Annotated in this window: 19 protein-coding genes and 2 pseudogenes; 4 read left to right on the forward strand and 17 right to left on the reverse strand. The window is 34.6% G+C overall.

What is annotated here, in order from left to right:
* Window positions 1-26: 26 nt before the first annotated feature.
* From EDD72_RS00715 to EDD72_RS00740, 6 genes are all read right to left on the reverse strand, one after another.
* Window positions 27-1,400: a TIGR02679 family protein gene (locus EDD72_RS00715; RefSeq protein WP_165894867.1), complete on the reverse strand. Its 1,374-nt coding sequence runs from the start codon at window positions 1,398-1,400 to the stop codon at window positions 27-29.
* Window positions 1,384-5,526, reverse strand: coding sequence for a TIGR02680 family protein (locus EDD72_RS00720; protein ID WP_165894869.1), 4,143 nt, complete (start codon window positions 5,524-5,526; stop codon window positions 1,384-1,386). Before EDD72_RS00720 ends, EDD72_RS00715 begins: the two co-directional genes overlap by 17 nt.
* Window positions 5,513-6,709 (reverse strand): TIGR02678 family protein, encoded by a 1,197-nt coding sequence (locus EDD72_RS00725; RefSeq protein ID WP_132766717.1) that lies wholly within the window; start codon window positions 6,707-6,709, stop codon window positions 5,513-5,515. The genes EDD72_RS00720 and EDD72_RS00725 overlap by 14 nt, the downstream gene beginning before the upstream one ends.
* A 9-nt stretch (window positions 6,710-6,718) precedes the next feature.
* Window positions 6,719-8,230, reverse strand: coding sequence for a TIGR02677 family protein (locus tag EDD72_RS00730; protein WP_132766718.1), 1,512 nt, complete (start codon window positions 8,228-8,230; stop codon window positions 6,719-6,721).
* 103 nt (window positions 8,231-8,333) lie between these two features.
* A complete protein-coding gene (locus EDD72_RS00735; RefSeq protein ID WP_132766719.1) occupies window positions 8,334-8,642 on the reverse strand; it encodes a LapA family protein in 309 nt (102 codons plus the stop codon).
* A 98-nt stretch (window positions 8,643-8,740) separates the two neighbouring features.
* Complete coding sequence (locus EDD72_RS00740; RefSeq protein WP_207893600.1) at window positions 8,741-9,112, reverse strand: DUF3427 domain-containing protein; 372 nt, start codon at window positions 9,110-9,112, stop codon at window positions 8,741-8,743.
* Window positions 9,113-10,281: 1,169 nt separating this feature from the next.
* Between EDD72_RS00740 and tnpA the strand changes: the two genes are divergently transcribed.
* From tnpA to tnpC, 3 genes are all read left to right on the forward strand, one after another.
* On the forward strand, window positions 10,282-10,602 hold the full coding sequence (gene tnpA / locus EDD72_RS00745) for an IS66 family insertion sequence element accessory protein TnpA (protein WP_132766721.1): 321 nt from the start codon (window positions 10,282-10,284) through the stop codon (window positions 10,600-10,602).
* Window positions 10,596-10,952: an IS66 family insertion sequence element accessory protein TnpB gene (tnpB, locus tag EDD72_RS00750; RefSeq protein ID WP_132766722.1), complete on the forward strand. Its 357-nt coding sequence runs from the start codon at window positions 10,596-10,598 to the stop codon at window positions 10,950-10,952. Before tnpA ends, tnpB begins: the two co-directional genes overlap by 7 nt.
* A gap of 156 nt (window positions 10,953-11,108) precedes the next feature.
* Window positions 11,109-12,716: an IS66 family transposase gene (tnpC, locus tag EDD72_RS00755; RefSeq protein ID WP_132766829.1), complete on the forward strand. Its 1,608-nt coding sequence runs from the start codon at window positions 11,109-11,111 to the stop codon at window positions 12,714-12,716.
* Window positions 12,717-12,787: 71 nt separating this feature from the next.
* Here tnpC and EDD72_RS12410 read toward each other — a convergent pair whose 3' ends face one another.
* The 10 genes and pseudogenes from EDD72_RS12410 to EDD72_RS00795 all read right to left on the reverse strand — a co-directional run bounded on the left by EDD72_RS12410 (window position 12,788) and on the right by EDD72_RS00795 (window position 20,099).
* A complete protein-coding gene (locus tag EDD72_RS12410) occupies window positions 12,788-12,928 on the reverse strand; it encodes a hypothetical protein (protein ID WP_165894872.1) in 141 nt (46 codons plus the stop codon).
* Window positions 12,929-13,181: 253 nt separating this feature from the next.
* Entirely contained in the window at window positions 13,182-15,065 is a 1,884-nt protein-coding gene (locus EDD72_RS00760) for an Ig-like domain-containing protein (protein WP_132766723.1), read from the reverse strand.
* A gap of 15 nt (window positions 15,066-15,080) precedes the next feature.
* A pseudogene (locus EDD72_RS12750) lies at window positions 15,081-15,362 on the reverse strand (ATP-binding protein); the annotation flags it as partial.
* 78 nt (window positions 15,363-15,440) lie between these two features.
* A complete protein-coding gene (locus EDD72_RS12755; protein ID WP_243643734.1) occupies window positions 15,441-15,596 on the reverse strand; it encodes a DNA cytosine methyltransferase in 156 nt (51 codons plus the stop codon).
* A 1,201-nt stretch (window positions 15,597-16,797) separates the two neighbouring features.
* Window positions 16,798-17,775: a M20/M25/M40 family metallo-hydrolase gene (locus tag EDD72_RS00775; protein ID WP_243643735.1), complete on the reverse strand. Its 978-nt coding sequence runs from the start codon at window positions 17,773-17,775 to the stop codon at window positions 16,798-16,800.
* Between the two features lie 43 nt (window positions 17,776-17,818).
* Window positions 17,819-18,160 carry a hypothetical protein gene (locus tag EDD72_RS12760; RefSeq protein WP_243643736.1) on the reverse strand — a complete coding sequence of 114 codons (342 nt, stop codon included), beginning with the start codon at window positions 18,158-18,160 and terminating at the stop codon, window positions 17,819-17,821.
* Between the two features lie 142 nt (window positions 18,161-18,302).
* Complete coding sequence (locus EDD72_RS00780; protein WP_132766724.1) at window positions 18,303-19,076, reverse strand: helix-turn-helix domain-containing protein; 774 nt, start codon at window positions 19,074-19,076, stop codon at window positions 18,303-18,305.
* Entirely contained in the window at window positions 19,067-19,360 is a 294-nt protein-coding gene (locus EDD72_RS00785) for a hypothetical protein (protein WP_132766725.1), read from the reverse strand. The genes EDD72_RS00780 and EDD72_RS00785 overlap by 10 nt, the downstream gene beginning before the upstream one ends.
* Before the next feature lie 139 nt (window positions 19,361-19,499).
* Window positions 19,500-19,781 (reverse strand): hypothetical protein, encoded by a 282-nt coding sequence (locus tag EDD72_RS00790; RefSeq protein ID WP_132766726.1) that lies wholly within the window; start codon window positions 19,779-19,781, stop codon window positions 19,500-19,502.
* Window positions 19,782-20,099, reverse strand: coding sequence for a hypothetical protein (locus EDD72_RS00795; RefSeq protein ID WP_132766727.1), 318 nt, complete (start codon window positions 20,097-20,099; stop codon window positions 19,782-19,784).
* Between the two features lies 1 nt (window position 20,100).
* On the opposite strand from EDD72_RS00795, the pseudogene EDD72_RS00800 reads away from it, so the two are divergent.
* Window positions 20,101-20,316 (forward strand): annotated as a pseudogene (locus tag EDD72_RS00800) (ATP-binding protein); the annotation flags it as partial.
* Between the two features lie 80 nt (window positions 20,317-20,396).
* Here the strand turns inward: EDD72_RS00800 and EDD72_RS00805 are convergent.
* Window positions 20,397-21,608 (reverse strand): sigma-70 family RNA polymerase sigma factor, encoded by a 1,212-nt coding sequence (locus EDD72_RS00805; RefSeq protein WP_132766728.1) that lies wholly within the window; start codon window positions 21,606-21,608, stop codon window positions 20,397-20,399.
* Window positions 21,609-21,647: the final 39 nt, after the last annotated feature.

Genomic DNA, 21,647 nt, shown 5'->3' on the forward strand with positions numbered 1-21,647 from the left:
ACAGGTTTTTCATTTGTTCAAATTGCTTATTCATTACACATGATCTTTTGAATATCTTCCATTAATTTTGGTATCAATTTTTCCTGATAACCGGCTTTCCGTTTCATGGCAATCTGTTTTTTCAATGGCAGTAATTCATCCAAAGTAATCGTATTCAGTTTCTTTAGCCGTGCATCCGATAATTCGATATTAGATATTGCTTCAAGATATTCTTCTATTTCAAATCGCCATAGTTGTACATGTTCAGGGTAACGTACCTTAAGCCTTTGTGCCATTTGTAAACCTTCTGGATCATAATCACCTGAATAATAAATTTTCGTTCTATTTTGTACTAAGTGATCAAGTAAGATTAAAGTAGCTAGTTTGAATTGGCCATGAGTACAAATGATCGGCGCACTCTCTTTTAATTGTAATTGATCGATGATCGCTGAAAAGACTCCCGAATTCTCAACGACAAAAACAACATTTGTTCTGCTTGATTGAACGACACTACCTGGTAAAAAGGAATATAGTTTCACTAGTTCTCTTAAAGGGACGTTCAGTACAATCTGCTCTTTATATGCTTCTAGCCAAAATGGTGATGGCTTACCATCTTTATCATAACCAATAATTCCAGTACAAGTAACAAAATTCAAAATGTCATCACGGATGATCCCAAAATATTGCAATAAATCATTCACATCTTCAATCGTTAGTGAATTTACGATTTCATATCCCTGATCTACAACGGTTCGAACCCATTGTAAAGCCGAAATAAGTAAACGCCCTTGATCTGAATCTAGATCAAATCCATGGGGATTCTTAGTTATTTGATAAGCAAATACAGGAAGACGAACATATTCCTTTTCCCTTATAAAATCACCATGTGACAGAAGTGGAAGCTTTGAAATCGCTTGTAAAACGTTGCTTAACTGCTGTTTTAATCGATCGGGATCTTTATCATACGCTAGATGAACTCCTCTTACTCCACTTCCCTTTTCTTGAATATGTTTAATCCAACCTTGTGCATATAGATTGGTGTAACGACGAGCAAATTCTTCAAAAAACTTCGCTTTTTGTCGCTCATATTGTTCTTTTTCTTCTGCTTGTGAAATCAATATCTGACCGGCGTAGCCATCTAATAAATCTTTGAGATCAATCCCAGTAAATTTTGTCGCATCAAGAGCTTTTTTAAATTGGGAAAAAGAAATAGAAACAGTTGTTTCATTGGTAAAGTCCTTACGAAAAAAAGAGGAAAGCACCTCTTTTTCCCTAACCGTTAGATCATCTAAGGTCACCTTTCCCCCAATTCTTCCAAGACTTTTATATTTTTTTATGAATAAATGAAAGAGTTTTTGAAACACTTTTTCATGCTTGAAATATTCAATTGCTTCGTTAATTTTATCAATAAACTGACTCATATTTATAATTCTCCTCTTTAAATAAATGCATTGCTTTGCCATCCCAATAATATCGAACAACTGTAACAAAAGATGCATTCTTTGGTCTTACTAATTCACATATGGATAACTGGGATACCGTATCATAATCTCCCCATAAGGCTTGCGAGTTGAAGATATAATTGAAGCCTAGTTTTTCTACGAGATCAAACATATCTCGAATGTTGTTCTCATCCACACCCGCAAAGGCTTCATCTAAGGAAATGATATATGGTGCATCCTCACGAGACTCAAGATAGCGTGAATAAGCAGCTGAAAATAATGGAATATACATTGCCATTGCTTTTTCACCGCCACTAAAGGTATAGAAGACATTATTGGTTAATTCCCTTTTTGGTTCACCTTCTCTTTTATAATATAAAGTGAAGGAAAACCACTTACGGTAATCTAACATCTCTTTGATCATTTGATGTAAGGTTTCCCCATACCCCTTATCCTCTAACACCTCTTTGGCCCGAGTAATTTTAGACTGAAAATGTCTCGTGATTCGATTCAGATCCTCTTCTTTTAATAGTCTAGGATCAAGACGAAGAAGGTCAACAAGATCCTTGGTATCCATCTCCTCTTCCACATCCGCAGTCTTTGGCTTCCAGCGAATAGAAAACGTTAAGCCACTAGATGTGTCCCGTTCAGCCATTAATTGGTTAATCTTCTCTACCCATTGTTCCGCGCGATTAATCCTTGCACGAATGATTCTCCCTACGCTATTTAAAATAATTTCTTCATATAGTTCACGGTCTTTTTCACTTAGGATCATCTTTTGTAGTTCGATGTCTTTTTCAATTTGCTCTAAAACATAATATGGACTGACTCGATTGCCGTTATATTCCATCAGCAGTTGGATTCGTCTAGCTTTCTGCTTTAATTGCTCCCATTTCATATGTAAGTTTTCATCATCTATTTCTAATTCCTCTTTGATCTCAAAAATTGTATCCTGAGTTAAACGATATTCTACTAAAACACCTTGTTCCATATAATAAGCGTTGGTTAAACGACCATTTACTTTTTCTCGATCTAGGGTTTGAATGAGGTTACCGAAATGATGAAGCACCATATTGGCTCGATTTACAATTTGTTCTTCATCTGACCACACTGAAGGATCCTCAATTTGATCAACAAGTTGCAAACGATCATCTTCCGTAAAAACCGCTAACCATTTTTGGACGAGTTGTTCGAAGAATTCAATTTCTAAATTGTTTTTACTTATTTCTTTCTCTGTATTCTCAATCTGATGAAAAAGATCTTGTCTTTTAGCAATCAGTTGTTTGATCTGATCTGGAATTTGTTCTAAACGTCGAACGGTCTCTTCAATCTTTTGGCGTATTTCTTCTGCACCTAATTCCTGCAAACGTTGTTCAATTTGTTGTAAGTGAAGGTTATATCTTTCTATTTCTCCTTCAATTTGATTGATTTCTCCTTTTAACTCATCAACATCAAACTTAATCTCATCTAGATTTTGTTGATATTGAAACCTGCTTTGTTTACTATGCTGATAATCCTTATATACACTTTCTAAATCACGAAGTTGCTGTTGATAATCTAGTAATGCCTTTCTTGCTGATTCATATGCATCGTCCTGAGTAGGCAAAGTTAATCCCTCTGTTAGTTGTCGAATTTGGTTTTTGATCAGCTGTAATTGATCCAACTCTCGTTTTACCCGCTCATTCTTTCGTCTAGCTTCTTCTTGAAGAAATTTTAGCTCTCGGCGGCTATCTTCTAATTCGTAATAAATTGCTTTTAATTCTTTATCACTTGGAAAAGCAAGAAACTCCGTCTCTAATTCTGCAAGTTGTGTCTTCCATTGTTCAAGTTGTTGTTTAAACTGATTCCTCTTTTCTTCTAATGTGACGATTTCTTCTTCAATTTGGACAATCATCTGTAGTCGGTATTGTTTACGTGATTCTTTGCCAATATAGATTGCTTGTCCTCTTTTCATAGCGTGTCCTTCAAGAAGCCCTATTTGATAGCGACCATCTTCAGTGATCGAAACGTAATGATCAGCTTTTTCAGCAATGACGATGCTTCTCAATACAAGATCAATATCCTCCGCTGTTACATCAATCCCTTCCACAGGTGTAGGATCAAGCAGATCTGCTAAGGTATAGCCAAAAAATTGAGGATTGACTCTTATCACCCGATCATGAAGTACATTTACTGAATATTTTTCAGGTATGATCAACGCATCAAGAAGCCCCATCTCCGTAATCGCAGCTTCAATTCGTTCACGTTGTTCTTGTGAGACTTCTTTACGAAACTCTACGGCAGAGAAAAAGGGAAGGTAAGGTATATTTTGTTTTTCCAATGTATTTCTAGCTTCTATTGTATCGGGGTGCCTTTCTGGCTCTGGATCTATCTTTTCTCTCCATTCTTTTAATTCTACTTTTTTCTGTTCAATTTCCATTTGCTTCTCTTCGAGTTGCTGCTGACTTTTAATCATCTCTTTTTGAATATTTTGATAGATTTCGTTATATCGATTGCGTACAGGCGTTTTAATATCCTCCAATTGAAATTCTTCATAGATTTGGCCAATTCTCGCAGCTACTAGTTGAATCTCCTCATCTCCAAGAAATAAGCGCCTGTTTTGGTTTCGCCAAGAATGAAAAATTGCTAAATAACGTTCCCTCTCCTCTTCAAAAAATTGTTCCCATTTTCGTTCGTTATTTCGCATTTGATCTAGCTTTTTGTTGATTTCCCCTAGTTCTTTTTCCAATTCTTGATATCGTTCTTTTACTTTAGTTTGTTCTCTTAACACTTTTAGAATCTCATCAATTTTTTGTTGGTAATCTTGAACTTCTTTTTTCCAAAGATCAAAATGATAGCTCGTCTTATAATTTCGCTTAAATTCAGGTGCGCCAATCTGATGATTAAAAAAGGCTGCTTCTTCTGCTAAAAAATCTAATTCCTCTAACAACTCTTGTATGATTCGTTCTGCTTTTTCTTCTCTTTCCTTTTCATTCAAAACCTTATCTTGTAAATCTCTTTCTTTGCGCTTTTTTTCTTCTAAAAAATATTCCTTTTGTTCCCACTTTACTTTTGCTTGTTGCTGAAGCTGGATGAATTTATGTTTTTCCTCTTCTGCTTTAAAAACATCATGGTCCCTTAATTGTTTTTCTTCTTCTTTTAGAACATCTTCTTCTCGTTCAAGAGTATCCAATTGTCGAGATTTTGCATCAAGCTCTTCTTTTAACTGATGCAAGTTTCGCTGTAATTCTTGTTTCTTTTTTCGGACATTGTTCCTCTCACGATAAGCCTTTATAACACCATCTGCCTTTTCTGCAAGAACAAAACGGTTATATTGATCATATTCCCTACATAATCTTCTTAACGATTTTTGATCACGAATCAGTTGTTCTAATTGCTGCTTAGTTTGGTCCATATTTTCAATCGTATCCGATAAAGGACGTAACTCCTCGTCGGATAAAGCAGGTAGAGATTCATTAAGAATGTCATAGATCACCGTCGGCTTGAATTCCTTGGATAATTTGGGACTACGCAATTGAATTAATAACTTGATGAGTTCATCAAACGCTTCTAATGAATCAAAACCAAAGATATACTTATTTACCAATTCCATATACTCTTTCTGAGTACGAACGACTTTCCCCCCATTTTCAAGTCGGTGTTCCAATTCTCTTCTCGTAAGTGGAATTTTTTCACCTGCTTCTATTTTGTATAGAGATAAATCATGCCCAATTCGCCGGTTATCATAGATGACAAATCCCCAGAAATCCATATTACTATGTCTTTTTGCCCTAAGACCGATTCCTGTTGTTAAATACTGTTCTGTATACTGACGCTTGTATTCGAGATACAAATAACCTGTTCGTTCATCTCGATCGACGACTCCTTTTTCACCGAGAAGATAATCTTCCATTCTCCTGGCCTTTGAACCAAAAGGATCTAAGCGATCTGGGCTCTTTTTCCCATCTAATAGTACAGGTAAGAAACTTTGCATCGTCACCGACTTTCCTGAACCATTACTTCCTCTTAAAAGTAACCGTCCACCTGCGAAGTGAAACTCTTCCTCATCGTAATACCAAAAGTTAAGCAAACCTGCCCGATGAAGTTGCCATTTATTCTTTTTCACTTTCTCCCACCTCATTATTTTTTAGAAAATCATCAGGATAACGGCCAATCATTCGCACCAATGCAGGATAAAGAATAACTGCTCCAGTGTCTTGTTCTCTTCTAGCTAGTTTCCAATCTTCGAGTAGTCGAAACAATTCAGATGCCGTATCTTTAACAGTAGCTTCGCGATGTTCCTTGCTCCATCCGTAGCCAAACTGTTCTTTACAAAGTCCTACCCACCTTTCAAAATCGAGCCAAGTTAAAAGTAACGTCCCATTCCACTGATATGGGATATCTTCCGTTCTTTGCTGTTCTCTAACAATACTTGCAAATTGTAAAGCAATATCCATAATTCCCTTATTATCTGGGAAGAGAGTAAAGCGTGCCCTTCTTTCAGGCAAGGTTATCATCGCTGTATTTTTGTACAATTCAAATTGAAAAGGAGTATGTTTTTCAATATCTTCTCGCAAACGATTTCGATAATTGCGCAGATACAAAAAGTCAGGATCCTGCACACCTTCACTATACATCACCGGGGATAAAAATAGTTTTCGATAGATTCGATGTCTTCTTGTCGCTCCTGTATTCTCTTCTTCCTTCATCCATTCTACTTTTAAAATCTCATCTATCGACGCAAATTGAAATAGATCCTTTGGATAAGAACGCATAAAATATCGGGAGACCAGTGGTACTTCATAAAGTACTTCATGGTTTTCCGTTTGTGAAAAACCCTCAATATCCCCATCTACCACTTTTACAATCCCAATTTCCTGAGCGAAGCGCAACACACGAACTAAAGATTTGCGATGTTCGTAATTGGTCCAGTCTAAACCATCTTCTCCTGGATAAATCCCTTGCAGATCTTCTACAATCTCTGTTAGTAAAAATTGTTCATCGATCGTTTTCCCTTCTAAGAATGCTAACACACAAGAAAAAATGGCATAATCACGGGAATGAGTAAATGCTTGAATTCCCATCCACGGTTCTGGTTCAATTGGAACTTTTTCCAACTTCGCAAAATGCCTGTGAACGATTAAACGATAGCCGAATTTTTCGAGAAAATAACTGCGTAAAGCATTTTCTCTTTCCCTGATCAGCTGATATTTTTCTGGTTCACTCTCACGTAAAACCCAAAATTGCTCAAACAATATTTCCATGGCTTCATGCGCCACTTCATCAAACTGCTGTTTTTGTTTCTCCATTTTCCTCACCTAATCGATGAAATAAAAAACATAATTTGGCATTGTTAAAACTCCATCTTCCGATTCAAGCTGAATCATTGAATCATCCAATTGGAATAATTTAAAACGTCTGCCTGTCTCCGTTTTCCCAATCTGCTCTTTATTCCCCATTGCTTTTCCGATCCAGTTCAAAATTGTTTTTCTTACATAGGGATCAACCCTCTTCAGTTGGCTGATTACAATTTGCTTTTGCTCGATGATTTGCTCTAACATCTTCTGTTCGGCTTCTTTTTCCAACATATATTGTTTAAGTGTCTCTTTCTTCTCTTGTTCCTTACTTACGATAGCTCCAGGCCTTGTTTTTTCCTTGTAATTTCTAATCCTTGGTTTTAAGGTAAATATCGTTGGCGGTTGATCCCATATTTCTGAATAAATATCTTCCGTTTCAATACCATCTGTTTGAAAGTGTCTCGTGTGAAAAACACCAAATACTACGGAAGAAAGTTTATGCGCATCTTGAATGTCTTGCATCTCACTAAACCATTTCGCCAAATGAAGGTAATCCTTTCGCTTGCTCCGGAAATTTTGGCTCCTTTCACCTAACCGCTGTGCAAATCGTGTCATTCGTCGAATCGTTTCATTGGTCTCATTCTGTAAAAAAGAAAGTTCACTTTCGTGGCTTGTTCCTCCCAGAAACCATTTCTTCAAACTTTCCCATTGATCGATAAATTGTTGAACAAGTTGCTCTTCTTTGGGAAGGTCCGTTAAACGTGGTATCAATAATTGATAAGTTACCAAACGTTTCGCGACTCGTTGAATAAACGTATTTGAAGTGTCATTTAAAACCGCTTCAATTTTTAATGAGGATCGTTGCAAAGCAGTCATAAAATTCCGTAAATATTCGGTTAACGAATCTTTAAAAGCTAAAAAAGCCTCAGTCATCATCACTTCTTCTACTTTTTCGCTTTTAAGATAAGCAATATAGTCCGTGGCATTTTCCGCCATTTTTCGAAATTGATCAAATAGATCTTCCCACATACGATATAATTCCTCATTAGAGAGCTTGTCCGCTTCATATTCCCGTTTACCTTCATGAAAGGGATGTTTGTGATAAGCCGTTAGTTGAAATAAGAATTCAAGTAAGCGATCAAACAAGGTTCTTTCTAAAGAACCTCCAAAAGAGTCTCCCAATTTTTCTAATCCTTGTACCATTCGCTCAATTTCGATCGTATAAGGAGTTGCCTGATAACGAAACTTTTTTTTCTTGAAATCTTCAATGCTCGATACTCTTCCTGTTTCCTGCCGAGGAATGAGGTTTTTCCATTGAACCAATTGGTTTAAATCATTTTGCAATTGTTCTTCTGTATATTCTTGAAAATGGGGACTTTGTTGCAAATATTCATAGATTTCCTCTGGAAAAAGATAATGGCGTAACCGCTCATGTTGTTGATAAAAATAGCGTAAAATAGAACGATAACGCCATGCATTTTCAGTCGTCAAATAGGTAACCTCTGAAATTGCTTTTAATAGTTGGTCATTCATAGATTTCCTCTCATTTTCAGGTATTTTTCATAGTTTTAGTATATCAAACCAAAATAAAAAAACACCCCTTAATTTTCTAGAGGGATGTTTGTACATTTTACATTTAATCTAAGGATGGTTGGTTTTGAGGCGTTTCTACCTCCATTTGTTTTTTCGTTTCCTGTAGCTCTTGTTGCAATCGGTCGTTTTCCTTTTCTAACATTTTTACTTTTCTTGTCGTTTTGAGATATTTCATCGAAGATAGTATATACATTAGCAATGCTCCTATAAAAATTGAAAAAATAATCACCAGAATTAAAGGAACATTTGCTTTTGCAAAATAAAAATCAATGACAACAGGTTGAATGTTCATAACTGAAAAAATAACAACGATAAAGGTAAAGATTAAAAAAATAATCACTCGTGTTTGCATACAATCACCCTCCTTATTCTTCTGTTATTACATTTTATTCGCTATTGGATTGTTTTTCCCTGCTTGACAACTTGAACAATATAAATGAGGGACTCCACTCACTCCACCACCGCCCGCATATTCGTCTCTCTCAGAATCGTTTGTGGTATCTTTTCTTCTAAATGCCAGATGATATTGATTGGCTTTGATCCTTGATGCTCAACGTAATTTGCCTTACCAAGGAAGTAGTATGGACTTGTCTTCCCATTTTCTCTTTTATTTTCCCTTACAAATAGTAGTATTGTGTTGCCAGTTTTTTGATGGTTAATGTATCTTTGACCTGTCGGGGATTCTATTGAAGTTTTACTTTGAGATTGCCAATAAAATAATTGTTCACTTATTGCATAATCTTCATACATGATAGTTTCTAAATAATCTTTTTCCGATTTATTTAATGTAACAAAGAATACATCTGTTTTTTTTCTCTTCAATGTATTTAACCCCTTCCTGAAATGGAACTTTCCTAATTTCAGTATGTTCACCAAGGGCAGCCAATGAATAAACCACAACAAGAGTGATTTTAAAAACATTATTTCTTGGAACTGACTAGGTGGCTAATAAAGAACCTATCCATTGATTTTCGAATGGTCCAATGGCGTGAACTTAGCCCTTTTGACTCTTCAAGTTTATAATCAATTTTTTGACGTTTATTACAACGTTCGATCCCTGTACGAAGAGCATACCTCATCCTCCATTCTTTACTATCTCGTTTGACACGGGGAAAAAGGCGAGGGTTATCCTTCGTTAATGTATAAAATGTTCTTCCGTAATCGGAAGAAGAACAAGGATTTGAGCATCCCCAGTTTCCTACTTTTGCTGGACATCTCCATTTGCGACGATAACGTTTTTACCCCCCCCAATCGATCATTTTTCGACCAATTCGGCAAATAGGGACTCCTTCTAAATTAATATCCATTTCATTGTATGGAACTGCTTAGAACGTCTTGGATTAAGGTCTATGATGCGGAAATATCATATTGTTCTAGCAGTTTATATATAGGGAGTGCATCGTGGGCGGAATCCAAAATGCATTCCCCAATTTTCCAATCAGGATACCAGTGAAATAATTCATGTAGTATGCTAATGAATGTGACAGAGTCATGTTTACTAGCATGATAAAGTCTTGGGTATATAGGTAAGTCGTATGAACTATCTGATTCACTGATTATATTTAAACTACGACCGTAAAAATACTTTTCGCGGTTCCATTTTTTCATTCTTTTTGCCTTTTTTCTTTGGCTTTTTAATCTTTCTTTTAACTCAATTAGTGAGATGCGGGGATTCGTTTAACCAAAGACGTTTAAAAAAGTCATAATAAGTACCCACACCGGTGTTGAATCTGGGTGAAAACCACTCAGTATTGCATATACAGGAACGGTTCGCATGGTGTAAACCCATTGATCAACACTTGTGATACGTAATTTTATGCATAAGTAGTAAACTTCGTAGCATATTTGCTGGATCTCGAAGCTTTCTGCCTCTAGGATTCGAAGAATAGCGATCCCTTAGTAAGAGAGAAGTTTGAGAAGTAAGCGTCAAACTGTCCACACCTTCTAACGTTTATTATTGTTTGCCATAATAGCGCTAGGAGGTGTTTTTTATGTCAGATACTCCCACAAAATTGAGTTTCCAAGAGTGGGATGAACTTATTGAAAAATACAGAAACAGTGGATTAAGTGTTATAAAATGGTGTGAAATTCATGGTTTTAAACCACATCAATTACGTTGGCAGATTAAAAAACGACAAAAATTAAATAAGAATGAACAAACGATTCAATGGGTTCCATTACATTCTTCCCCTATTGAGAGTTCATCGAGATCCATTTCGGTTAAGATCGGTCATGCTGAGATCACAGTATCCGAAGGATTCAATAAGGAACTTTTTGCAGAAGTTGTTTATTCCTTACTTTCCATATGTTAAATCTAAAGCAGACATCTAATGTTTACTTGGCTTGCGGAAGTACAGATATGCGTAAATCTATTGATGGGCTTGCTGTTCTCGTTCAGATGAGCTTTAAGTTAGACCCCTTCTCTGATGCCATTTTTGTTTTCTGCAATGCCAAGCGAGATAAAATTAAAATACTTTACTGGGAACATAATGGATTCTGGCTTTACTACCGACGACTGGAAAGAGGACGTTTCAAATGGCCAGACAGTCCAGATGACAAAGTCATACATGTTACTGAACGTGAACTCCGATGGATCTTAGATGGACTAGATATCCACCAAAAGGGCGCCCTTCGGGCGGTCAAACAACGGAAAATCATCTAATATTTTAATAGTTTTTTCTGTAAGAAAAAGGAGGTGTCCCACTGTACAAAAAGTGTCTTAAACTCGCATAAATATTGGATTATTCCGCTGCTTTAACTTTCTTATTTTGGCAAAAAGACGTATAATGAAACTATGAAAACAACAAGTGAAAAAACCATCGATTTAACTAAATATAGCCGAAAAGAACTGGAAGAAGCCTACATAAAACTCAGTATTGAAAAGGAGCAAACAGAAATTCAATTGCAATGGTATCAAGAACAATTCAGGCTTAGTAGACAGAAATTATTCGGCAAATCTAGTGAAAAAAATATTGATGATCATCAACTTTCTTTGCCTATTTTCAACGAAGCAGAAACAGAGCATCAGCCAATTAACGTTGAACCTCAGCTTGAAGATGATGTTCATGTTGACCCACTCAACACGAAACCTAGAAAGAAAAAAGGCAAACGAGAAAGAGATCTTTTAAAGCTTCCAAAAAAAATTGTGGAATATAAACTTTCTAAAGAGGAACAAGTCTGCCCAAAATGTTCAAATCCACTTCATGAAGTACGCCCTGAAATCCGTAAGGAATTAGAGGTTATCCCAGCAAAAGTTATAGTAAAGGAAATCCATCGCATGATCTATTCTTGCCGTACATGCGAGAAAGTAGATACCACCGTCCCAATGATCAAGGCAGATGCACCTAACCCTGTCATCAAAGGAAGTATTGCATCACCTTCTTTATTAGCTGATATCATGACGAAGAAATATGTGGATGCGACACCTCTGTACCGTCAGGAACAGGAATATAAGCGTCGAGGTTTGCCTATTAATCGTCAGAATATGTCCAACTGGATCATTCGGGTATCCAAACAGTGGCTAACTCCTTTGTTTAAAAGGATGCAAGAAATACTAGTATCCTATGATGTCCTTCATGCGGATGAAACAGAACTAGAAGTTCTAAATGAACCCGGTCGTGAAGCTGCCACGAAATCATATATGTGGATGTACCGAACAGGAAATGGACATAAACCGATTGTTCTCTATGATTATCAGCCATCAAGATCAGGGGATAACGCTAAGTCCTTCCTCATGGGATTTAAAGGGTATCTGCAAACGGACGCTTATCATGGATACGATAAACTTCTGAAGAAGTCTAACGCTGGACCTCCAATGGAAGTTACACTTGTAGCATGCTTTGCTCATTCAAGGAGGTATTTTACGGAAACCTTGAAAGCGGTCACGGATAAGAAAAGCTATATGCATACATCCGCTTATCAAGGCGTGAAACATATAGACGGCATGTTTGCACTGGAGAAAGAACTAGCTGACAAATCCTACGTAGAACGTTATGAAGAACGCCTTCGTCGTTTAAAACCGATGTTAGAGGCTTATTTCGCATGGATTGAAAAGGAACATGCTCATGCATTACCAAAATCTAGTTATGGTAAAGCTATAAACTACTCTTTCAATCAAAAAGATAAACTAATGAATATTCTGAAAGATGGAAGGCTTGAATTAAGCAATAATCGTGCAGAACGAGCGATCAAACCTTTTGTCATCGGAAGAAAAAACTGGCTGTTCACAAACACACCAGCAGGTGCAGAATCAAGTGCGATTGTGTATAGCACCATTGAAACAGCAAAGGAGAACAATCTTATTCCATTTGAATATTTAAAATATCTATTCGAAAAGTTACCAAATATGGATGTCACTAATTCTGAGGAACTCGATAAACTGCTTCCATGGTCCAATGAACTTCCTGATAATTTAATTGTAAAATAACAGAGATTGAACAACTAAAGCCACACCTACGGTGTGGTTATTTTTTTAATTACGTGTGGTTTATTTGACGCTTACAGATCAATAGAAGTGACCCAAATAATGGTTTCTAAAAAGAAATCCGTTAAGTATTGCGTGGAATCTTTGAAATTCTCATTGAATTGCTCAATAACAATGTTTAAAAAGGAATCATGTGATTGTGCTTGATAAATCATTATTTTTCCCCGCTTTCAAAGTGTTTTTAAATACCTTCACTTCGATTTTGGAAGCAAAATTGATTTGTCAAGAGGAAAGTTTGTTCTTATCCCCATTTTGGGGGTGAAACAATAAAAAGCTCTAGCAAAATGCTAGAGCAAATGCGGAAATTTAATTTCCGAGAATCTTATTAAATAAATTGGGAGGTAGTATTCTTAACTACCACTTCAACAACAGAAATATCTTCTTTATATCCATTATCATCATTTAACATTAATTTACCTTTATGGTTATGCTCTTACTGTTGTTTCCTGATTTGTCTTTAGCATATATCTTTAGTCTTGAACCCTTTTTTTGTTTTTTAATTTTTACTTTGAAGTTCCCTCGATTATCAACTATTCCTTGCCCAATTTTTTTATTCCCATTGTAAATATATATAGTCGCTCCCTTTTCCCCTTTACCACTTACCGTTACTGATTTACTTGTTATTTTATTGACAATTGGTACGCTTGGTGGAGTTTTGTCTATAACCACAATAGTCTTACTTGCACTAATATTTCCAGCTGTATCTACGGCATAAACAAGAATGGTTGTTCCTGCTTTTTGCTTTGCAATTTTAATGGTATATTGGCCATTTTTTGCTGTTACTTCACCAATTTTTTTGCTTCCTATCATCGCAAAAACTTTTGCATTTGCTTCAGCTTTACCAGTGATAACAGTAGCATTATCATAAACGGCATTCACACTTGGTATACTTGGTGCTGTTACGTCCTTTATCGTGACTTCATTTGCTTCACTTGTATTTCCAGCATTATCTGTTGCTGTTATCGTAAGTTTAGTTCCTGCTTTTTGCTCGGGTATCGTTACTATATATTTACCATTAATATCTACTGTTCCTGTCCCTAATACAGACGTTCCTGCTTTTACGGTAATTGAAGAACCTGCTTCTGCTGTTCCTGTCACACTTGTTGTTTTATCCGTTACTTCATCTGTTAAAGGTTTATTAGGTGGAGTTATATCTTTTACAAATACAATTGTTGGCTCACTTTTATTCAACCAATCATCTGTAGCTGTAATGAACAATTTACTACCTGCATTTAATGGCATTATATTAATTCTAAAATCCCCATTAGCGTCTGTTATAGTTTTCCCAACAATATCATTATTTTCATTAACTACATTGATAACAGAAAGTTCTTCTGCCTTACCAGTAATATATTCACTTTTTTCTGTAATATCATCTACCATCGGTTTCTCAGGAGGTACTATATCTATAATAGGTGTATTGGGATCTGGTGATTGTAAATAAGGCTTAAAATTAATATAAGACGCAGAGCTTATATCGTCATTCTTATCAAATATCATTTTTTCTATAACTGTTTCATCTATTGTTCCCCAATAGTTATTTGTAGCTGTCATTTTTGCACTTGAATAACCAGCAGGTAAAACTAAAGTATCTTTATATGTTATCGGGTTACCTAAATCATCTTCTTTAGAATTTAAAAAAGAATTAAATAAAACAATTGTTTCAGAAGTTCCGTAACTTGCCCAATTTTCAACTGCAAAATTCGAATAATTAAAAAAAGCATTATTTAATATATGTACCTTCACATTATCACTTGTTCCAACACTGATTCCACCAGTATTTACAAAAGCATTCCTTTCAATATAAACATCGCTAGTCGGATACCAAAGATACAAGTAACTTTCTAAGTCAAACAGTCTTGAATCTCTCAATATCAAACTCCCATAAATAGCATTACCTGTAGGGCGATACAAGCTTCCTTTAATAATATCGGCATTTTCAATATGAATAAGATATTGCTCACTAGGAGTATTTTCTCCTGGCTCGATATTCACATCGTTAAATACAATTCTAGAATTAGATTTACCTATTGCTTCAAAATCTCCAAAAACTCTAATACGATTATTATTACCTTCTATAATAACACCAGACTCTACTGTTAAAGTAACCCCATTAGCTATCTGAATATCTCCTGTTAAATAATATGGAGAACCTGCCAAAGTCCACGTTGTATCCTGTTTAATTATCCCGCTAACGTTTGTACCTGTACTTGCTTGTGCAATAATATCCACTTGAAAACTCATTACAAATAACATAAGAATTATAAATAATAAATTCAAATATTTAAACATTAATTCCCCTCCATTCTAACGTTTGAGAGTATTATGTGAAATCTTCATCACGGATAATGCATTTTTATGTCTGAGACTTTCTCCAGTAAAAGCTAGAATATGTGCATGGTATACAAGTCGATCACTAATATGGCTGTAAGCCGCGAATCGCCGAATACTTTATTCCAACTGACTAAATTCTAAATTAGAAGTCACAATGATACTTTTTTGTTCTTAACTGTCTGCAATAATATGAAATATTAACTCTGATCCCTCCTTTTGAAATTGAATATATTCTAATTCATCTAATATGAGCAATATCCATTGTGTAGTTACTTTGTTAGAAGGTCTACCTTAACTTATTTCTACTATTTTTAAAACTTACTTAGAGAAACATCAAAGTGAATTTAGTATTTCTTTAATTTTTCCCGCAATTTTTTCAGCCATCAATGGTCCAATCTGTGTAAATCTAGCTGTTCTAGGACCTTCAAAGTAGAAGTTATCAGGAAAAAACTGTATTCTAGCAACTTCCCTTACAGTTAATGACCTCAATTGATAAATATCTGGTGTATATAATAATGTCCATCTTTTGATATATGTGCAACAACAGTATGAGAATAAGGTAAATTTGAAGCAACCACTTTAAATCTATCCAAAAAAGATTCTAAATTATTATGAGTGATTAAATGATCAGGTAAATCCGTGTATTTTAGTCTATCTTATTTTTATACTTATAAATAGGATCATTACTGTCATGGATTTACCTTATTCTATTTTAACGAATCATCCATAAAAATAATGTAGAAATTTGTCACCTAATAATCCTTGCGCTTTTATATTGCAACAGCGTTCACTTAACAACTCTTCCGATCCACTGGTCGTAATACCTTGTATAAATCGTTTCTGTTACTTCTAGTTCCATTTGATAATCTTTTAGTACTTCTAATTGTCTCAATATTGTTGAACCATCGAGTATATTTGATAAGTAATTTGCTTCCTTTTCCTAATTGTTTTGTCCTGTTGTTTAACTGCTCTAGACTTGAATCTTCTATTGTATGATCAATGACTGAAATCTGGTTAATTTTTTTTTAATACTTCTCCTGACTTTTTGATGTTTTCAACTTGATAAACATATAATCCAATCATTACCAAAGCATCTTGAATGCGTTAAGTTCACCAAGCCTTGATCATTCGGATGATTTTCTCCAATTTTTATAATTGCTGTCACCGTATCAATTCGATCTCCCTCTTTATTTATCAATATTTCTCATTAATGATACCACTTCATTCTGAAGCATTATTGTCAGGGAATGTATGTTTGATAATATTCGTTTCATTAAACAAAAATGACCTGCATTAGCAGACCTTAAAATAAAATCAATATTTATAACTTGTATACCAGGCGGATCTATTTTTTGTAACACTACTGCCAGTTTTAGAAAAAAGAAAACGAACACCTTTTCCTTCAAATCTGTCATTATGGAGGTTAATTCTTCTTTGTTTCCAATCCCCCATAATGATCCGTCTTCTGGTCATAATCATCATTTTTTAGTATCTTTTCATAAGCTTCTTTTCCGTTTGTTACTACTCATGAAGAAAAGAAAAACACACACTTTTTTTAAAAAATTTTTTAGATTATAGGAATTAACATTTTCCTACATGAACGACTACTCATAAAAATAACTTTTTTACATTAATTTTTATATTATAAGCTGGCGATTTGTTAATTATTTCTATTTAAATAACTTCTGTTTCATCTACACTTCTGCAATGTTTTAATTCGTCTCAAGACTTGCTGCATCTGGCGTCCTTGTTCAAATACTCCATCTAATAATTTTACAACGTTATAACAAGCTTCCACATCTAACGTTTCATCCTCTGTATGCTCGTTCATATATCCCGCTGACAAGTTGACACTTTGGATACCGTTCTCGGCCCAAACTTTTGTGTCACTACTTCCACCTGGTGTGGTCTTCCATCCATTTAAGCCTTTATCTTTGGCAACCTTCTCAAAAAATTCACCGTAGTTTTTATGACAGAATGAAAAGTAAGAGCCAGCAGATACAACAATATCACCTGTACCGCGTCTGTCTATAACAATTGCTACATCAACGTCCCATAAGAAATATTCATTTACTGATTTAGCTCCAAGCAGACCCATTTCCTCTTCTACTGTAAATATATATTTTACTTTTCCATTAAAATTAGAAGTTTCAAGGCGTTTTGCCATTTCTAACAGTACCGCTACTCCTGCTCGATCATCTGCCCCAAGAATCCCTTTATTACTAGACCAGATTGTTCCATCCTTAATAATCTCTCTATCTTTTTCTAATTCTTCTACCAAATCCAAGTGCGCACTCAATAAAATTGTTGGTCCTTTCCCACTGCGATATGTTTTTTGAGCAAGAATGTTACCGCTATGATCAACTGTTAGATGATCTACTTTCTCCATAAGTTGTTCTTTCACATATTGACGAACTTCTTCTTCACCACTGCGCCCATTAATTGATAAGAGTTTTTCCAACGTGTTATAAAAAAATTGTCTTTGGATAAATTCAATTTCCTCATTTACCCACTCTCTTTGAATTAGGTGCAGTTTCTCCGCTGCATCTAACAAATCCTTCTGGTTTTTGACATGAAGATGAATTTGTCTACCTCGAATGATAACCCGATGAATGCCTGTTACTTGAAGCAACTTTGTAGCTGTAATTGCGTCTTCTTCCGTTAACATATAGATCGTCGCAGGTCGTTTACCATGGCCATCACAACTTCCATTAGTATAAAGACCCAGCCGATTTCAATTCCCTAACGATTCCACTAATATAGATATCAAGCTCAAATACTTTAGGCTCATCAATTCCAGGTCTAAAGTACAGATCTTCACCACGGCCACGAAATTCAAAGTTTAATAAAGCAATCCACTCCTCTTCATTTAATACTTCGCTTTCAATCTTAAGTAAAGGTGTATGATATTGAAATTGAACGTTTCCATACGATAATGTCTTCTTTAAAAATTCAACATTCTCTTTCGTTTCAGACGAACAATGAAATACATTCTCTTCAATCTCCTTCACCTGAAACCCATGTCTGATTAATAATGCTGACCAATTTTTCATTAAAACCATCTCCTTTTCTTTTCTTAAATCCATTAAACCATAATGGCGGTGACAGTCCTGTCACCAAAAAAAGAAAAAGGCCAAATACCTTGACTTGCAAGGATTTGACCCCATTGTCTTTGAAAATTGATCAACAAATGAATTAATCGATTATCTCCTCAACTCGCTCCATTACCATGAACTGAACGGTACCATTAAAGTAATATGCTAATTCCTTATTATTAGGATCATTAACGATAATATCTGGAGTACCAATTTCCTCCAATTTCCTACGCAAACGTCTTATTCCTTGTTTGTACGTGTCCTTTGAAACATCCTCACTCTTACTATTAAAATATTCTTTTACATTTCGTACAGTTAAAGACTGGTCTTTAGAACTATTTAATAGTAAATCTTTTAATAACTCAGCAAATTTAGCAGTCAGGACAATACTTTTGTCGTTAAACTTTAACAAATAGTTACGATCAGAAAAATATAGAATAAGAATGTTATCAACAGCATCACTTTCATAAAAAATATCATCACACTCTTCTTTTGAACAAAAGAAGCGTCCTTCATTCGTGTAACGTACAAAGGCATGTCGATTTAAATACATTTCATTTTTGTTAATAATATCAAAAATGGGAGAGAGTTCATACTGTGTCAATTCTTGTTCAGGCATGGGAAGATCTTTCATTTTCTCATATGTTCTACTAGCAACAAATAAGTAACTATTCACTAAATATAAATGGGCTCGGTATAGTTGCTCCTCATTCATTTTCCAATCTTGACTTTGAGCATACGTTTGATAGTCAATTGCATTTTTAAAATAGAGAACAGCGTCACTATGTCTGTGGTATTTGTATGCCAAAAAACCTAATCGATAATTCGCAATTGGATTACTACGATCATACCTGAATACTTTTTTCAAAGCCATTTCCGCAATATATCACTTTTCTCATGATTCATTTTCATACAGGTACCATATTTAATCAACCAATGGATAATCCGCTCTTTTATATCGTTTGCGTATTGAATAAGGAAGTCTTTATCATCCCTATCTTTAGTTTGACGAGCATTTTTCATTACAACATCGTACATCTCTTGATAAAGATTGATAAACTTACCATAAAAACCATCATTTTTCGTTAGATCTTCTTGAGCGAGCAATCTTCGTTCCTCTTCTTCAAGTTCTTCTAGAGTTCTTTCTCTATGCCTCATATGAATTCACCCTTTTACAGAAATATCTTATATTTTGGGTTAATATTTATATGTTTTGATTACGTCGAGATATGCTTTACCTTTGGTTCCAAACCAAACTTAATCCTTAGATCTAATATTTCTGCTTGATACATTGAGTCTATTTTTCTTTGTAAATACTTTCAACCAAATTAAAAATTGCATTTTCTAATTTTTCTAAGTTGTATTTTCTATAGGGAGACTTTTCAAAGTTATGGAACCTTTCTTTTATAAAGGATAATGTTCTTTCATAATTCGATCTTATATCTTCGTGAAATGGTCTTAAATCCTTCATTGGCACTAAATAGCATGCAACCTGTTCCTCGTCAGGTTTTTGTTTAAAACGATAATAGACAGGATAGGAATTAGGTAGCTCACTTTCTACAAGTGGAATTCGAACCATTTATCCATTCTCATTATCTTTATAGAATCCAAGTAACAGCCAATTACAATAGTTCACATGTATAGCTTGTCCAGAACTCCTAGAAGTATAGGTAACCGCTAAACGTTTATCTCCAGGTTCATTTATTCCTAATTGTTGAAGTGAATCCCTTATAAATTCAAAAGTCCATTCTACCTCATCCAATGATTCAAACACGGAAGAAAATGTTGCTGATAATTGTGGGTAATTCGTTCTTTTCTCTTGAACATTTCCGTGAATAGATAAATAGAACTGAGCGGATTGTTTATGAGATTGTTTATTTTTTGGGTAGACAGCCAACCATTTAGTTAACTATTTATATGAACGGAATTCAATTATATTGACTTCTAATAAAGGCCCAGAAGAATGGGCTGAATTAATGGGAGATCAAGGGATTACCACAGCCATATAAGATCGTTTACTTCATAAAGTAGAGGTGATTCAACTAAACGAGAATGACAGCTATAGACTTAAACATCAAGCTACCATTTTTGGCAAGGAAAGTGTTCAAAATTAATTAGCAAAAAGTGTTCAAAATTACTTGACGGTTACACCTTTCCATTTTTGCGATGTTATAGTAAGTTGGATTGTCAAACATTACATTGATGCAGTTAAATCATCATAATGAAGTTTCCTTAAACGAACCTTCTTTCTCAAACTTTGAATTACTTTCGATTCGATTTGTCGTATTCTTTCTCTTGTTACCCCATATATTCTTCCGACTTCCTCAAGAGTTTTTAATTCCTCTTTATAGAATCCATATCTATGTTTTATGATATCACGTTCTCTTTCCGAAAAAGAAGAAAGTAATTCTTCTATAAAATTTTGGAGATCTTGTCTTACCACTTTTTCAAATGGATCTAAGTATTCTTCAACAATTGCACCTAGATGTTCAAATTTATCATAGGCGATAAAGTCAAATAATTGACTATCTTCATCTTCGGTAGAAACAATAGTATTTAAAGAAGCTATTCCTAAAATATTGTAATCAATCCTTTTTAACTCATAATATTTCTCTTTAGTCATATTCAATTTATTACATACCCAGTCTATATCTAGACTATCCAATTCCTTAATACATTCATTTTCCGTTCTAATTATTTTTATTATTTTATCATATAGATGAACTGGAATTCGAATCGTGGTTCCTTCATACATGATCGCTCTCGTTATCGCCTGTCTTATCCAATGGGTAGCATATGTCGAAAATTGATAACCTAATTGAGGGTCAAATTTTTCAATTGCCTTTAATAGTCCAAACTTACCTATACTAACTAAGTCATCAAATTCAAGATCATGATGGGACATATTTCCATATTTCATTGCAACTTTTTCTATAAGTCCCATATTTTTATTTACTAATTCAAATAATAGTTTATTGTCCTTGTTGTTATGATATTTTTCTATTAATCTTGTATTCTCCTCGAAACTTTGTATAGGTAAAAAGAAATTATCAATCAAATCCTTATTTTTCTTCAAAAATTCATTCGGATCAAAATCTTCATCCTCTTCATCCTCTTTATCTTTTTCGATAACATCATCACATTCTTTTTTTGTTTCGTCTCTTTGATGTTTATTTTTGGTATTTCCTAATTCAGTAGAGACATTTAATGAAGAGGTATTTGGTAATTTGATAGAATGAAATCCCTTTCGAGTCAAAAATTCTACTAATATGGTTTCGTTGACTTCTATATTTTCATTAACCATTACAATTTTTTTGAGCCAAGATAAATTTATATTACTCCTTTTATCATATTGCTCAATGTATCTATTAAGCACTCTTTCTAATAGATCAAATTCTTCCCCCATATGATCACTTCCTATTGAATTCAGACTATTTCTACTATA

Source organism: Tepidibacillus fermentans, assembly GCF_004342885.1.
Lineage (GTDB): Bacteria > Bacillota > Bacilli > Tepidibacillales > Tepidibacillaceae > Tepidibacillus > Tepidibacillus fermentans.